Below are 14,021 nucleotides of genomic sequence, written 5' to 3'. Positions count from 1 at the left end.
CGTCTCGATCGGACGGGTTACTTGTAGCGGTAGACGATTCGACCGCGGGACAGGTCGTACGGGCTCAGCTCCACCACGACCCGGTCCTCGGGGAGGATCCGGATGTAGTGCTGTCGCATCTTGCCCGAGATGTGCGCGAGCACCTTGTGACCGTTGGCCAGCTCGACGCGGAACATCGCGTTCGGCAAGGCCTCGACCACACTGCCCTCGATCTCGATGACGCCGTCCTTCTTCGCCATGTCCTCCGCTAACTCTCGTGTGACTTGACCCACGCAGGCCGTGGCACGGCGCGCGCGCCGGACGTCGACCCAGTGGACTGTGCATGGAGCATCCCGCCGGACCGCGGACGGCGGCACCGGCCGGACGTCCGAGGTCGTGGCACGACGCCTGCCGACCCATCAAGGCCGACCGGACGCGTCGTCTCCACACCCAGCCAACCATCTTACGGCATCGAGTGGCACGAGGGAAACGCAGGCGAGGCCGCCGGCCTCACCCTGACCTCAGGTGCCCGCGCTCAGGAGAGCGGAGCCACCCGGACGCCGAACGGGGCCAGCGCCGCGGCGCCGCCGTCGGGCGCCGTGAGCACCCAGAGGCCGTCCTCCAGGACGGCCACCGTGTGCTCGCAGTGCGCCGCGCGCGAGCCGTCGTCCGTCACGACGGTCCACTCGTCCTCGCACAGCTGGGTGGACGCGTCCCCGCGCGTCAGCATCGGCTCGATCGCCACGCACAGGCCCGGACGCACCCGCGGGCCACGGCCCCGGGTGCGGTAGTTGGGGACGTCGGGATCCTCGTGCATCCGGGTGCCGATCCCGTGCCCGACGTACTCCTCGACGATGCCGTAGGGGCCCTCCGGGCCGCCCTCCGCGACGTCCTCCACGGCGGCGCCGACGACGTCCAGCCGGGAGGCCCCCGCCAGCGCCGCGATGCCGGCCCACATCGCACGCTCGGTCGTCTCGACGAGCGCCGTGTCCGCCGGATCGGCAACCACGCCGACCGCCCCCGGCAGCACCACGGAGAACGCGGCGTCGCCGTGCCAGCCGTCGACGACCGCCCCCGCGTCCACCGAGACGACGTCCCCGGGACGCAGCACGCGGTCGCCGGGGATGCCGTGGATGACCTCGTCGTTCACGGAGACGCAGATCGTCGCCGGGTAGCCCTCGTAGCCGAGGAACGACGACGTGGCCCCCGCGGCGCGGAGCGCCTCCGCGGCCACCGCGTCCAGCTCGGCCGTCGTCACCCCGGCGACGACGGCCGCCCGGACGGCCGCGTGCACGTCGGCGACCACCAGGCCCGCGCTGCGCATGAGCCGCACCTGGTCGGCGGTCTTGTACTCGATGTGGTCGCGTCCGAACATGTTCGCTCGCCCCGTCGCTCCCCCGTCCCGGCGCACGCCGAGAGGGATCCTCGGGTCAGGAGACCCGGCCGTCCAGGGCTGCGACGAGCCGCTGCGTGACCTCGTCGATCTGCCCGATGCCGTCGACCCGGACGAGCAGCCCACGCTGCGCGTAGGCGTCCGTGAGGGGCGCGGTCTGCTCCGCGTAGATGTCGAGGCGCCGCGCGATCGCGTCCTCGGTGTCGTCCTCGCGGCCCTCGATCTCGGCCCGCTTGCGGAGCCGCGCGAGGAGCTCGTCACGCTCTGCCACCAGCTCGATCACGCCGTCGAGCGCGACGCCGGCGTCCGCCAGGATCTTGTCGAGCTCGACGACCTGTGCCGCGTTGCGCGGGTACCCGTCAAGGATGAAGCCCGCTGCCGCGTCGGCCTGAGCCAGCCGGTCGCGGACCATGCCGTTCGTCACCGAGTCCGGGACGAGCTCGCCCTTCGCGGTGTACGACTGCGCGAGCACGCCGAGCTCGGTGCCGCCCTTGATGTTGGCGCGGAAGATGTCGCCCGTCGAGATCGCCGGGACGCCGAGGTGCTCCGCCAGGCGCGCGGCCTGAGTGCCCTTGCCCGCGCCCTGCGGACCCATGATGACGAGACGTGTGCTCAACGGAGGAACCCTTCATAGTGCCGCTGCTGCAGCTGGCTGTCGATCTGCTTGACGGTCTCGAGGCCCACGCCCACGACGATCAGGATCGAGCTGCCGCCGAACGGGATGTTCGTCGACACGTTCAGCATGATGAACGCGATCGTCGGGATCAACGCCACGATCGCCAGGTACAGCGACCCGGCCGAGGTGATGCGCGTGATGACGTAGTCGAGGTACTCGGCGGTCGGTCGGCCGGCACGGATACCGGGGATGAAGCCGCCGTACGTCTTCATGTTGTCCGCGACCTCGTCCGGGTTGAACGTGATCGCCGTGTAGAAGAAGCAGAAGAACAGGATCAGCACCGTGTAGAGCACGATGTGCAGCGGAGCGTCCTGGCTCGCGAGGTTCCGTGACACCCACTGCACCCAGCCGGCCGACTGGTCCGCGAACTGGGCGATCAGCCCGGGGATCGCGAGCAGCGACGACGCGAAGATGATCGGGATCACGCCGGCCATGTTGATCTTGATCGGGATGTAGGTGGACGAGCCCCCGTACATGCGCCGACCGACCATGCGCTTGGCGTACTGGACCGGGATCCGTCGCTGCGACTGCTCGACGAAGACCACGAGCCCGATCACCACGACGCAGAGCGCGATCACGACGATGAACTTGCCGACCCCGCCGTTGCCGCCGGCGATCGACCACAGCGCGCTGGGGAAGCTCGCGGCGATCGACGTGAAGATCAGGAGCGACATGCCGTTGCCGACGCCGCGCTCCGTGATGAGCTCACCGAGCCACATGATCAGGCCGGTACCGGCCGTCATCGTGATCACCATGATCGCGAGGTTGACCACCGAGTCGTTCGGGATGACCGACTCCGAGCAGCCCTGGAACAGGACGCCCGTGCGCGCGGTCGTGATGATCGTCGTCGACTGGAGGATCGCGAGAGCGATGGTGAGGTAGCGGGTGTACTGCGTGAGCTTCGCGGTCCCCGACTGGCCCTCCTTGTGCAGGGCCTCGAAGCGAGGGATCACCACCCGCAGGAGCTGGATGATGATGCTCGCCGTGATGTACGGCATGATCCCGAGCGCGAACACCGACAGCTTGAGCAGGGCTCCGCCGCTGAACAGGTTGACCAGGCCGAGCAGGTCGTTGTTGCTCGCGGTCTCGTCGATGCACTGCTGGACGTTCGGGTAGCTCACCCCCGGGGTCGGGATGAACGAGCCCAGCCGGAAGATCGCCATGATCGCGATCGTGAACAGCAGCTTGCGCCGCAGATCGGGCGTCCGGAAAGCCCGGCCGAATGCGCTGAGCACCTATCCTCCTGGTCCGCCGTGGGCGGGTTCATCAGCGACCGACGAGGTCGTCGGCCGTCAGGCGGCACGCTGTGGCGTGCGTCGCACCGTCGGCACCTTAGCCGCTCTGCCCCAGGATCCCGCAATCCGTCTCGGAAGCCCAGGGGCCGGTGCGCACGACCGGCGGAACGCCGGTCGTGAGAGACACCAGGGCCGACGGCGCATGTGCACCGCCGGCCCTGGCCGTCACTTCTCAGTCCTCGGAGACCGAACCGCCGGCGGCGAGGATCTTGTCCTTCGCCGAGCCCGACAGCGCGTCCACCGCGACGTCGAGCTTCACCGAGAGCTCGCCGGTGCCGAGCACCTTGACGAGCTGGCCCTTGCGGACCGCGCCCTTCGCGACGAGGTCCTCGACGGTGACGGAGCCACCCTCGGGGTACAGCGACGCGAGCTTGTCCAGGTTCACGACCTGGTACTCGACACGGAACGGGTTCTTGAACCCACGCAGCTTCGGCAGACGCATGTGGAGCGGCATCTGGCCACCCTCGAAGCGCGCCGGAACCTGGTAGCGGGCCTTGGTGCCCTTGGTACCACGACCAGCCGTCTTACCCTTCGACGCCTCACCGCGACCCACACGGGTCTTCGCGGTCTTGGCGCCGGGGGCCGGACGCAGGTGGTGCACCTTCAGGGTGCCGCCGGCGCCGACCTCGGGCTCGGCCTTCGCCGCAGCCTTGGTCGCCTTGGCAGCGGGCTTCTTCGGGGCCTCGGCCTCGGCAGCGGTCTCCGCCTTCTTGGCGGCCGGCTTGCGAGCCGGCGCCTTCTTCGCGGGAGCCGCCTCGGCAGCAGCCTCGGTCGCCTTCTTCGCCGGGGCCTTGCGGGCCGGCTTCTTGGGCTCCTCGGCCGCCTGGGGCGTCACGTCGTCGTTCTTGTTCTCGGCCATGATCACTCGACCTCCTCGACGGCGACGAGGTGCGCCACCGTCTTGACCATGCCGCGGATCTCCGGGCGGTCCTCCTTCACGGCGGTGTCGCCGATCCGCTTGAGGCCCAGGGTCCGCAGCGTGTCACGCTGGTTCTGCTTGCCGCCGATGGCGGACTTGGTCTGGGTCACCTTGAGACGAGCCATCACGCACCCACCTTCGCAGCTGCGTCGGCGCGGCCGGCGGCCTGCGAGCGCAGGAGCGCGGCCGGAGCCACGTCCTCGAGCGGCAGGCCACGACGCGCGGCGACGGCGGCGGGCTCCTCGAGCCCACGCAGCGCCGCGACGGTCGCGTGCACGATGTTGATCGAGTTCGACGAGCCGAGCGACTTGCTCAGGACGTCGTGGATCCCCGCGCACTCCAGCACGGCGCGCACCGGACCACCGGCGATGACACCGGTACCCGGCGCGGCCGGACGCAGGAAGACGACGCCGGCGGCGGCCTCACCCTGGACGGGGTGCGGGATCGTGCCCTGGATGCGAGGGACGCGGAAGAAGCTCTTCTTCGCCTCCTCGACGCCCTTGGCGATCGCCGCGGGCACCTCCTTGGCCTTCCCGTAGCCGACGCCCACGGTGCCGTCGCCGTCGCCCACCACGACGAGCGCGGTGAAGCTGAAGCGGCGGCCGCCCTTGACGACCTTCGAGACGCGGTTGATCGTCACGACGCGCTCGACGAAGGCGTTCTTCTCGGCGTCCTGGCGACGGTTGTCCCGGCGGTCGCCGCCACCGCGGCGGCCACCCCGGTCGTTCGAGCGCTCACCGGCGCCCTCGTTCGCGGCGCCCGGAGCGCCGGTGTTGCGCTGCCCTGCAGCCATCAGAAAATCCTCTGCTTCCGTGCGTACGTGGTCACAGCGACAGACCACCCTCGCGGGCGCCGTCCGCCACCGCAGCGACCCGGCCGTGGTACTTGTTGCCGCCGCGGTCGAACACGACGGCGTCGACGCCGGCGGCCTTCGCGCGCTCGGCGACGAGCTCGCCGACCTTGCGCGCCTTGGCGCTCTTGTCGCCGTCCGAGGCACGCAGGTCAGCCTCGAGCGACGAGGCCGACGCGAGCGTCCGCCCCACGGTGTCGTCGACGACCTGGGCCGTGATGTGACGCGACGAGCGCGTCACCACGAGGCGCGGACGGGCCGGCGTACCGGAGATCTTCTTGCGCAGGCGCAGGTGACGGCGCGTACGGGAGATCTGCTTGCCCTTGCCCTTGACAATGACAGCCATGATCACTTACCAGCCTTTCCGACCTTGCGGCGGACGACCTCGCCGGCGTAGCGCACGCCCTTGCCCTTGTACGGCTCGGGCTTGCGGATCTTGCGGATGTTCGCTGCGACCTCGCCGACCTGCTGCTTGTCGATGCCGCTCACCGAGAACTTGGTGGGGCTCTCGACCGCGAACGTGATGCCCGTGGGGGCCTTGACGACCACGGGGTGCGAGAAGCCGAGCGCGAACTCGAGGTCCGAGCCCTTCGCCGTCACGCGGTAACCGGTGCCGACGATCTCGAGCTTCTTCTCGTAACCGTCGGTCACGCCGGTGACGAGGTTGGCGAGCAGGGTGCGGGTCAGGCCGTGCAGGGCACGCGAGGCGCGCTCGTCGTCCGGACGGGTGACCACGAGGGTGCCGTCCGACTGCTCGACCTTGATGGGGGCGGGGATCGTGTGCTCGAGAGAGCCCTTGGGGCCCTTCACGGTCACGAGCGCGCCGCTGACGGTGACGTCCACGCCGGCCGGGACCGGAACGGGGATCTTGCCGATACGAGACATTGGCGTATCTCCTTTCCGTTACCAGACGAAGGCGAGGACTTCCCCGCCCACGCCCTTCGACTGGGCCTGACGGTCCGTCAGGAGGCCGGAGGACGTGGACAGGATCGCCACGCCGAGGCCGCCGAGGACCTTGGGCAGGTTGGTGGACTTTGCGTACACGCGCAGGCCGGGCTTCGAGACGCGGCGCACGCCCGACAGGGCGCGCTCCCGGCTCTGGCCGTACTTGAGCGTGATGGTCAGGTTCTTGCCCACGGGAGCGTCCTCGACGCTCCAGCCGGTGATGTAGCCCTCGGCCTGAAGGATCTCAGCGATGTGAGACTTCAGCTTCGAGAACGGCATGGTCACCGTGTCGTGGTGTGCCGAGTTCGCGTTTCGCAGACGCGTGAGCATGTCTGCGATCGGGTCGGTCATGGTCATTGGGCTTCAGCCCTTCCTCGTCGGGGTATCCGTCACAGGTGCGGGACGTGCGTCTCGCGGGTCCCGTGCGGACCTACGACGTAGTCGTTACCAGCTGCTCTTGGTGACGCCGGGGAGCTCTCCACGGTGCGCCATCTCGCGAAGGCACACGCGGCAGAGACCGAACTTGCGGTACACCGAGTGCGGACGACCGCACCGCTGGCACCGGGTGTAGGCACGGACCGCGAACTTGGGCTTCGCGGCCGCCTTGTTGATCAGGGCCTTCTTCGCCATGTCAGTTCTCCTTGAACGGGAAGCCGAGACGGCGCAGCAGGGAACGACCCTCGGCATCCGTCGTCGCGGTCGTCACGATCGTGATGTCCATGCCGCGGACGCGGTCGATCTTGTCCTGGTCGATCTCGTGGAACATGGACTGCTCCGTGAGGCCGAACGTGTAGTTCCCGTGTCCGTCGAACTGCTTGTCGGACAGGCCGCGGAAGTCACGGATGCGCGGCAGCGCGAGCGACAGCAGCCGGTCGAGGAACTCCCACATCCGGTCGCCACGCAGCGTGGTGTGCGCGCCGATCGGCATGCCCTCGCGCAGCTTGAACTGCGCGATGGACTTGCGAGCGCGGGTGACCTGCGGCTTCTGACCCGTGATCAGGGCCAGGTCGCGGATCGCGCCCTCGATGAGCTTGGAGTCCTTCGCGGCGTCGCCGACGCCCATGTTCACGACGACCTTGGTCACGCGTGCGACCTGGTTGACGTTCTCGTGGCCGAACTCCTCGCGCAGACCGGCGACGATCTCGCTGCGGTAGCGGTCCTTGAGGCGCGGGACGGTCGTCACCGGGGCCTCGGTGGTCTCAGTCGTCATCAGATGTCCTTACCGGAGCGCTTGGCGACGCGCACGCGAACCGTGCGCTTGCGGCCGTCACGCTCGACCTCTTCGGTGCGGTACCCGACGCGGGTGCCCTTCTTCGTCTCCGGGTCGACGACCATCACGTTCGACACGTGGATCGGCGCCTCGACGGTCTCCAGGCCACCCGTGCGCGTGCCGCGGTCGTTCTGGCCGACCTTGGTGTGCTTGGTGACGCGCTGGACACCCTCGACGATGACGCGGTCGGAGTCCTTGAGGACCTCCAGGACGCGGCCCGTCTTGCCCTTGTCGCGACCGGAGATCACGAGGACCTGGTCGCCCTTCTTGATCTTCGCCATGGTCAGAGCACCTCCGGCGCCAGCGAGATGATCTTCATGAACCGCTTGTCACGGAGCTCACGGCCGACAGGGCCGAAGATGCGCGTACCGCGGGGCTCGCCGTCGTTCTTGAGGATCACGGCGGCGTTCTCGTCGAACTTGATGTAGGAACCGTCGGGACGACGGCGCTCCTTGACGGTGCGGACGACGACGGCCTTGACCACGTCGCCCTTCTTGACGTTGCCGCCCGGGATCGCGTCCTTGACGGTGGCGACGATCGTGTCGCCGATTCCGGCGTAGCGACGGCCGGAACCGCCGAGAACACGGATGCAGAGGATCTCCTTGGCACCCGTGTTGTCGGCGACCCGAAGTCGCGACTCCTGCTGGATCATGTCAGTGAACTCCTGTTGTCGAGCCGGTTCTCGCCTCGCGGCGAGCCTTGCCGAACGGATGGTTGTCTGTGGTGCCGGCGGGCCGGCCGTGCTCGCGCACGGCCGGCCACCGCCGGCGGCGTCCCGCCGCCAGGCGGGTCAGCGACTACTTGGCCTTCTCGAGGATCTCGACCACGCGCCACCGCTTGGTGGCGGACAGCGGCCGGGTCTCCATGATCAGGACGAGGTCACCGACGCCGGCAGAGTTCTGCTCGTCGTGCGCCTTGACCTTGCTCGTGCGGCGCATGACCTTGCCGTACAGGGGGTGCTTGACCCGGTCCTCGACGGCGATCACGACGGTCTTGTCCATCTTGTCGCTGACGACGTAGCCGCGGCGCGTCTTGCGGTTCGCGCGCTGCTCGTCGGCTGCCTGGGCGGCAGCCTCGTCGTTCTGTGTCTTCTCGCTCATCTCAGCCTCACTCACTCGCTCGCGCTCGGGGCCGTACGGATGCCCAGCTCGCGCTCACGCAGGATCGTGTAGATCCGCGCGATGTCGCGGCGAACCGCCTTCAGCCGACCCGTCGAGTCGAGCTGCCCGGTCGCCGACTGGAAGCGGAGGTTGAACAGCTCTTCCTTGGCCTTCTTCAGCTCGGCGACGAGCTTCTCGTCGTCGAACGTGTCGAGCTCGCTCGTCGCGAGCTCCTTGGTACCGATAGCCATCAGCTAGCACCACCCTCGCGCACCACGAAACGGCACTTCATCGGGAGCTTGTGGATCGCGCGGCGCATGGCCTCGCGGGCCAGCTCCTCGTCGACACCGGCGAGCTCGAACACGATGCGTCCGGGCTTGACGTTGGCGACCCACCACTCGGGGGAACCCTTACCGGAGCCCATGCGGGTCTCCGCCGGCTTCTTGGTCAGGGGACGGTCCGGGTAGATGTTGATCCAGACCTTGCCGCCACGCTTGATGTGGCGGGTCATGGCGATACGAGCAGCCTCGATCTGCCGGTTGGTGACGTAGGCCGGCTCGAGAGCCTGGATGCCGAAGTCGCCGAACGAGATCGTCGTGCCACCCTTGGCCGCGCCGGAGCGCTTCGGGTGGTGCTGCTTACGGTGCTTGAGCCTGCGAGGGATCAGCATCGCTCACGCCTCCGTTCCGGACTCAGGGGCCGGCTCCGACGCCTCGGCAGGAGCCGACGACGGGGTCGGAGCCTCGGCCGAGGCCGGGGTGCCGGCCGCGGGACGGTCGTTACGACGGCCGCCGCGCGGACGGTCGCCACGCTCGCCGCGGCCGCCACGGGCCGGACGGCCGGCGGAGGACGCCTGCTGCGCGGCGAACTCCTTCTCGGTCATGTCGCCCTTGTAGATCCACACCTTCACGCCGATGCGGCCGAAGGTGGTGCGGGCCTCGAAGAAGCCGTAGTCGATGTTCGCGCGGAGCGTGTGCAGCGGCACACGACCCTCGCGGTAGAACTCCGACCGGCTCATCTCGGCGCCGCCGAGACGACCCGAGCACTGCACGCGGATGCCCTTCGCGCCGGCGCGCTGCGCGGACTGCATGCCCTTGCGCATCGCACGACGGAAGGACACGCGGCTCGCGAGCTGCTCGGCGATGCCCTGCGCGACGAGCTGGGCGTCGATCTCGGGGTTCTTGACCTCGAGGATGTTGAGCTGGACCTGCTTGCCGGTGAGCTTCTCGAGCTCCCCGCGCAGGCGGTCTGCCTCGGCGCCACGGCGTCCGATGACGATGCCCGGACGCGCCGTGTGGATGTCGACGCGCACGCGGTCACGCGTCCGCTCGATCTCGACCTTGGCGATGCCCGCGCGCTCGAGACCCGTGCTCATGAGCTTCCGGATCTTGACGTCCTCCTGGACGTAGTCGCGGTACCGCTGGCCAGGCTTCGTGCTGTCGGCGAACCAGCGCGACCGGTGGTCGGTGGTGATGCCGAGTCGGTACCCCAGCGGGTGAACCTTCTGTCCCACTATCGGGCCCTTCCCTTCTCGTCGTCACGCGGAGCCACGACCACGGTGATGTGGCTGGTCCGCTTGAGGATCTGGCTCGCACGCCCCTGCGCCCGCGGACGGAACCGCTTGAGCGTCGGCCCCTCGTCGACGAACGCGGCGGTCACGACGAGCTGCTGCTCGTCGAACGCCTGGCTCGCGCGGTCGGCCTTCACCCGGGCGTTCGCGATCGCGGACTCCACGACCTTGCGGATCGGCTCGCTCGCGGCCTGCGGCGCGAACTTGAGCACCGCCACGGCCTCGGAGGCCTGCTTGCCACGGATGAGGTCCACGACGCGCCGGGCCTTCTGGGGCGTGACACGGACGAACCGCGCCTGCGCCTTGGCTTCCATTGCTGTCCTACCTTCTTGTCTCTCGACGACCGTCAGGTCCGTCGCTGCGCTGTCGCTGCGTCGTCGGGCTGGGCCCGGCGCGCTGCGCTCAGCGGCGACGACCCTTCTTGTCGTCCTTCACGTGGCCGCGGAACGTCCGCGTGGGCGCGAACTCGCCGAGCTTGTGGCCGACCATCGCCTCGGTGACGAACACCGGGGTGTGCTTGCGACCGTCGTGCACGGCAAAGGTGTGGCCGAGGAAGTCGGGCGTGATGACCGACCGACGGGACCAGGTCTTGATGACGTTCTTGGTCCCCTTCTCGTTCTGCACGTCCACCTTCTTCTGGAGGTGGTCGTCGACGAAGGGGCCCTTCTTCAGGCTACGAGGCATCTGTCAGGCTCCTATCAGCGCTTCTTGCCGGTGCGGCGACGGCGGACGATCAGCTTGTCGCTCGGCTTGTTCGGGCGGCGGGTGCGGCCCTCCGGCTGGCCCCAGGGGCTCACCGGGTGACGTCCACCGGACGTCTTGCCCTCGCCACCACCGTGCGGGTGGTCGACCGGGTTCATGGCGACACCACGGACGGTCGGGCGCTTGCCCTTCCACCTCATGCGGCCTGCCTTGCCCCAGTTGATGTTCGACTGCTCGGCGTTGCCGACCTCGCCGACCGTGGCGCGGCAGCGCAGGTCGACGTTGCGGATCTCGCCGGACGGCATACGCAGCTGGGCGTAAGGGCCGTCCTTCGCGACGAGCTGCACGCTGGCGCCGGCCGAACGGGCGATCTTCGCACCGCCGCCGGGCCGCAGCTCGATGGCGTGGATGACCGTACCGGTCGGGATGTTGCGCAGCGGCAGGTTGTTGCCGGGCTTGATGTCCGCGCCGGCACCGTTCTCGATGCGGTCGCCCTGACGCAGCTTGTTCGGCGCGATGATGTAGCGCTTCTCGCCGTCCGCGTAGTGCAGCAGCGCGATGCGCGCGGTGCGGTTGGGGTCGTACTCGATGTGCGCGACCGTGGCCGGCACGCCGTCCTTGTCATGGCGACGGAAGTCGATGACGCGGTACTGGCGCTTGTGGCCACCGCCCTTGTGGCGCGTCGTGATACGACCCGAGCTGTTGCGGCCGCCGCTCTTGGAGAGCGGACGGACGAGCGACTTCTCGGGCGTCGAACGCGTGATCTCGGCGAAGTCGGCGACGCTCGAGCCGCGACGGCCCGGGGTTGTCGGCTTGTACTTACGGATTCCCATCGGGGTCTGTCCTCACTTGCCTCTCGTCCGGCTCAGCCGAAGATGTCGATCGTGCCCTCGCGGAGGGTGACGATCGCGCGCTTCGTGTCCTTGCGCTTGCCGATGCCGGACCGCGTGCGACGGGTCTTGCCCTTGCGGTTGATGGTGTTGACCGACGCGACCTTGACCGAGAAGACCTTCTCGACAGCGATCTTGATCTCGGTCTTGTTGGCTCGCGGGTCCACGAGGAACGTGTACTTGCCCTCGTCCAGGAGCCCGTAGCTCTTCTCGGAGACGACCGGCGCGATCAGGATGTCGCGCGGGTCCTTCTGCACGGTGGTCACTTCTCGGTCTCCTCAGCGTTGTCCGCGGCCTCGGAACCCGACGCGACGGCCTTCACCGAGCGGCCCGCGGGCGGGCCGGCGAGGAACGCCTCGAGCGCACCCTGGGTGAACACCACGTCGTCCGAGATCAGGACGTCGTACGTGTTGAGCTGGTCGGCCGGGAGCAGGTGGACCTGCTCCGCGTTCCGCAGCGACTTGACCGCGAGCTCGTCCCCGCGCTCGTGCACGACGAGCACGTGACGGCGAGACGACACGGTCGTCAGCACTGCGACCGCGGCACGCGTGGACGGAGCGTCCTCGATGCCGAAGCCGGTCACGACGTGGACGCGCCCGGCGCGGGCACGGTCCGAGAGCGCACCGCGCAGCGCGGCCGCCTTCATCTTCTTGGGCGTGCGCTGGCTGTAGTCGCGCGGGGTCGGGCCGTGGACGACGCCACCCCCGGCGAACTGCGGCGCGCGGGTCGAGCCCTGACGGGCGCGGCCGGTGCCCTTCTGCTTGTACGGCTTCCTGCCGCCACCCGAGACCTCGCCACGAGACTTCGTGTCGTGGGTGCCCTGGCGCGCCGCAGCGAGCTGCGCGACGACGACCTGGTGGATCAGCGGGATGTTGGTCTGGACGTCGAACACCTCGGCAGGAAGCTCGGCGGAGCCGGCCTTCTTGCCCTGCGGGTCCAGGACGTCGACGGTGAGCGTGGCCATGACGATCAGGCCTCCTTCACGGCGCTCTTGGCCGCGGTGCGGACGAGGACGACGCCGCCCTTGGGGCCGGGCACGGCACCCTTGACGAGCAGCAGGCCCTTGTCGGCGTCGACCGCGTGGACGGTCAGGTTCTGGGTGGTCTGACGGTCGTGGCCCATGCGACCAGCCATGCGCAGGCCCTTGAAGACGCGCGACGGGGTCGAGGCCCCACCGATCGACCCGGGCTTGCGGTGGTTACGGTGCGAACCGTGCGAGGCGCTGACACCGGCGAAGCCGTGACGCTTCATGACGCCGGCGGTGCCCTTGCCCTTCGTGGTGCCCACGACGTCGACCAGCTGGCCGGCCTCGAACACCTCGGCGGTCAGCTCCTGGCCGAGCTCGTACTCGGCGGAGTCGGTCGTGCGGATCTCCGCGACGTGACGGCGCGGCGTGACGCCGGCCTTCTCGAAGTGGCCCTTGAGGGGCTGCGTCACCTTGCGCGGGTCGATCTGGCCGAACGCGAGCTGGACGGCGGTGTAGCCGTCGGCGTCCTGCGTCCGGACCTGGGTCACGACGTTCGAACCGACCTGGACGACGGTCACGGGCACGAGGCGTCCGTTCTCGTCCCAGGTCTGGGTCATGCCGAGCTTGGTGCCGAGGACGGCCTTGACGGCGCGCTCGTTCTGCTGGGTAGTCATTGTCGTCTCCTCCCCAGCCTCAGAGCTTGATCTCGATGTTCACGTCGGCCGGCAGGTCGAGTCGCATCAGCGAGTCGACGGCCTTGGGCGTGGGATCGATGATGTCGATGAGCCGCTTGTGCGTGCGCATCTCGAAGTGCTCGCGGCTGTCCTTGTACTTGTGAGGCGACCGGATCACGACGAACACGTTCTTCTCGGTCGGCAGCGGCACCGGACCCACGACCGTCGCACCAGCGCGGGTCACCGTGTCGACGATCTTGCGCGCCGAACTGTCGATGACCTCGTGGTCGTAGGACTTGAGCCGGATGCGGATCTTCTGTCCCGCCATGGCGTCGTCTGACTCTCTCTCTCGAACCGCTATGTCTGTCCGACCCCCGCGCTCGGGCGTGTCGCTTAGTGCGACGCGCCACAGCGCGTACCACCCGGGTACCGGGGCCGTGGTGTTCGGGTGTCCCGCTCCCCCGGGCTCAGGCCCAGGGCTGCGGTGACGACCCTCAACGTGCGCTCGCCTGTTCGAAACGGTGTTCCGCGGGGCTCGATCTGCATCGTCCAGCAGAGTCGACGCCCGGCCGGCCCCGAAGGACCTGGCACCGCGGTTCAACACAGTGTTCGATACATGAAGGAGCGCACCTGTAACAGGCAACCTGAACAGTTTGCCACACGAACGGGCCTCGACGCCAATCGGCGTCGGCGGGCGCCCGGTGAAACCCTCCAGGATCGGCGCACGAGGGCCCCGGCACCTCGACGGTGCCGGGGCCCTCGTGGAACCGCCGGGACGCGGGCGACGCCCG

The 14,021-nt window shown here is 69.0% G+C and carries 25 protein-coding genes; all 25 read right to left on the bottom strand.

All coding sequences use genetic code 11. The features are described from left to right. Positions 1-17: 17 nt before the first annotated feature. Positions 18-239 carry a translation initiation factor IF-1 gene (gene infA, locus ACLQ14_RS12965; RefSeq protein WP_012867920.1) on the bottom strand — a complete coding sequence of 74 codons (222 nt, stop codon included), beginning with the start codon at positions 237-239 and terminating at the stop codon, positions 18-20. A 275-nt stretch (positions 240-514) separates the two neighbouring features. After that, a complete protein-coding gene (gene map / locus ACLQ14_RS12960) occupies positions 515-1,354 on the bottom strand; it encodes a type I methionyl aminopeptidase (protein ID WP_425813597.1) in 840 nt (279 codons plus the stop codon). 55 nt (positions 1,355-1,409) lie between these two features. Next, positions 1,410-1,988, bottom strand: a complete 579-nt coding sequence (locus ACLQ14_RS12955; protein WP_425813595.1) for an adenylate kinase — start codon at positions 1,986-1,988, stop codon at positions 1,410-1,412. Further along, entirely contained in the window at positions 1,985-3,283 is a 1,299-nt protein-coding gene (gene secY, locus ACLQ14_RS12950; RefSeq protein ID WP_425813593.1) for a preprotein translocase subunit SecY, read from the bottom strand. The genes ACLQ14_RS12955 and secY overlap by 4 nt, the downstream gene beginning before the upstream one ends. Before the next feature lie 232 nt (positions 3,284-3,515). Beyond that, positions 3,516-4,202 (bottom strand): 50S ribosomal protein L15, encoded by a 687-nt coding sequence (gene rplO / locus ACLQ14_RS12945; protein WP_425813591.1) that lies wholly within the window; start codon positions 4,200-4,202, stop codon positions 3,516-3,518. A 2-nt stretch (positions 4,203-4,204) separates the two neighbouring features. Beyond that, positions 4,205-4,387 carry a 50S ribosomal protein L30 gene (rpmD, locus tag ACLQ14_RS12940; RefSeq protein WP_036953266.1) on the bottom strand — a complete coding sequence of 61 codons (183 nt, stop codon included), beginning with the start codon at positions 4,385-4,387 and terminating at the stop codon, positions 4,205-4,207. Continuing rightward, positions 4,387-5,055 (bottom strand): 30S ribosomal protein S5, encoded by a 669-nt coding sequence (gene rpsE, locus ACLQ14_RS12935; RefSeq protein ID WP_425813588.1) that lies wholly within the window; start codon positions 5,053-5,055, stop codon positions 4,387-4,389. Before rpsE ends, rpmD begins: the two co-directional genes overlap by 1 nt. Before the next feature lie 31 nt (positions 5,056-5,086). Continuing rightward, on the bottom strand, positions 5,087-5,458 hold the full coding sequence (gene rplR / locus ACLQ14_RS12930; protein ID WP_425813586.1) for a 50S ribosomal protein L18: 372 nt from the start codon (positions 5,456-5,458) through the stop codon (positions 5,087-5,089). 2 nt (positions 5,459-5,460) lie between these two features. Then, positions 5,461-5,997 (bottom strand): 50S ribosomal protein L6, encoded by a 537-nt coding sequence (rplF, locus tag ACLQ14_RS12925; protein WP_425813584.1) that lies wholly within the window; start codon positions 5,995-5,997, stop codon positions 5,461-5,463. An 18-nt stretch (positions 5,998-6,015) separates the two neighbouring features. Beyond that, positions 6,016-6,414, bottom strand: a complete 399-nt coding sequence (gene rpsH, locus ACLQ14_RS12920; protein WP_425813582.1) for a 30S ribosomal protein S8 — start codon at positions 6,412-6,414, stop codon at positions 6,016-6,018. Positions 6,415-6,501: 87 nt separating this feature from the next. After that, positions 6,502-6,687 carry a type Z 30S ribosomal protein S14 gene (locus ACLQ14_RS12915; RefSeq protein WP_036953276.1) on the bottom strand — a complete coding sequence of 62 codons (186 nt, stop codon included), beginning with the start codon at positions 6,685-6,687 and terminating at the stop codon, positions 6,502-6,504. Position 6,688: 1 nt separating this feature from the next. Further along, positions 6,689-7,267 (bottom strand): 50S ribosomal protein L5, encoded by a 579-nt coding sequence (rplE, locus tag ACLQ14_RS12910; protein WP_425813579.1) that lies wholly within the window; start codon positions 7,265-7,267, stop codon positions 6,689-6,691. Next, the gene (gene rplX / locus ACLQ14_RS12905; RefSeq protein WP_425813577.1) at positions 7,267-7,608 is read right to left on the bottom strand and encodes a 50S ribosomal protein L24; all 342 of its coding nucleotides are present in this window, start codon (positions 7,606-7,608) and stop codon (positions 7,267-7,269) included. Before rplX ends, rplE begins: the two co-directional genes overlap by 1 nt. 2 nt (positions 7,609-7,610) lie before the next feature. Further along, positions 7,611-7,979: a 50S ribosomal protein L14 gene (gene rplN, locus ACLQ14_RS12900; RefSeq protein ID WP_425813575.1), complete on the bottom strand. Its 369-nt coding sequence runs from the start codon at positions 7,977-7,979 to the stop codon at positions 7,611-7,613. 145 nt (positions 7,980-8,124) lie between these two features. Next, positions 8,125-8,427 (bottom strand): 30S ribosomal protein S17, encoded by a 303-nt coding sequence (gene rpsQ / locus ACLQ14_RS12895; protein WP_425813573.1) that lies wholly within the window; start codon positions 8,425-8,427, stop codon positions 8,125-8,127. Positions 8,428-8,438: 11 nt separating this feature from the next. After that, positions 8,439-8,678 carry a 50S ribosomal protein L29 gene (gene rpmC / locus ACLQ14_RS12890; protein ID WP_036953284.1) on the bottom strand — a complete coding sequence of 80 codons (240 nt, stop codon included), beginning with the start codon at positions 8,676-8,678 and terminating at the stop codon, positions 8,439-8,441. Continuing rightward, entirely contained in the window at positions 8,678-9,097 is a 420-nt protein-coding gene (rplP, locus tag ACLQ14_RS12885) for a 50S ribosomal protein L16 (RefSeq protein WP_425813570.1), read from the bottom strand. Before rplP ends, rpmC begins: the two co-directional genes overlap by 1 nt. Before the next feature lie 3 nt (positions 9,098-9,100). Continuing rightward, positions 9,101-9,940, bottom strand: coding sequence for a 30S ribosomal protein S3 (rpsC, locus tag ACLQ14_RS12880; RefSeq protein WP_425813568.1), 840 nt, complete (start codon positions 9,938-9,940; stop codon positions 9,101-9,103). Next, entirely contained in the window at positions 9,940-10,311 is a 372-nt protein-coding gene (rplV, locus tag ACLQ14_RS12875; RefSeq protein ID WP_425813566.1) for a 50S ribosomal protein L22, read from the bottom strand. The genes rpsC and rplV overlap by 1 nt, the downstream gene beginning before the upstream one ends. An 88-nt stretch (positions 10,312-10,399) precedes the next feature. Further along, entirely contained in the window at positions 10,400-10,681 is a 282-nt protein-coding gene (gene rpsS, locus ACLQ14_RS12870; protein ID WP_036953289.1) for a 30S ribosomal protein S19, read from the bottom strand. A gap of 14 nt (positions 10,682-10,695) precedes the next feature. Further along, a complete protein-coding gene (rplB, locus tag ACLQ14_RS12865) occupies positions 10,696-11,532 on the bottom strand; it encodes a 50S ribosomal protein L2 (protein WP_425813563.1) in 837 nt (278 codons plus the stop codon). Positions 11,533-11,564: 32 nt separating this feature from the next. Continuing rightward, the gene (gene rplW / locus ACLQ14_RS12860) at positions 11,565-11,855 is read right to left on the bottom strand and encodes a 50S ribosomal protein L23 (RefSeq protein ID WP_425813561.1); all 291 of its coding nucleotides are present in this window, start codon (positions 11,853-11,855) and stop codon (positions 11,565-11,567) included. Next, a complete protein-coding gene (gene rplD / locus ACLQ14_RS12855; protein ID WP_425813559.1) occupies positions 11,852-12,553 on the bottom strand; it encodes a 50S ribosomal protein L4 in 702 nt (233 codons plus the stop codon). Before rplD ends, rplW begins: the two co-directional genes overlap by 4 nt. Positions 12,554-12,558: 5 nt before the next feature. Then, the gene (rplC, locus tag ACLQ14_RS12850) at positions 12,559-13,230 is read right to left on the bottom strand and encodes a 50S ribosomal protein L3 (RefSeq protein ID WP_425813557.1); all 672 of its coding nucleotides are present in this window, start codon (positions 13,228-13,230) and stop codon (positions 12,559-12,561) included. 19 nt (positions 13,231-13,249) lie between these two features. Then, positions 13,250-13,558: a 30S ribosomal protein S10 gene (gene rpsJ / locus ACLQ14_RS12845; protein WP_019146773.1), complete on the bottom strand. Its 309-nt coding sequence runs from the start codon at positions 13,556-13,558 to the stop codon at positions 13,250-13,252. Positions 13,559-14,021 lie beyond the last annotated feature (463 nt).

The sequence above is a fragment of the Luteimicrobium sp. DT211 genome, assembly GCF_049844995.1.
Taxonomy (GTDB): domain Bacteria; phylum Actinomycetota; class Actinomycetes; order Actinomycetales; family Cellulomonadaceae; genus Luteimicrobium.
Note: the sequence above shows the minus strand (reverse complement) of the source record. Positions and strands in the feature narration are given on the sequence as shown.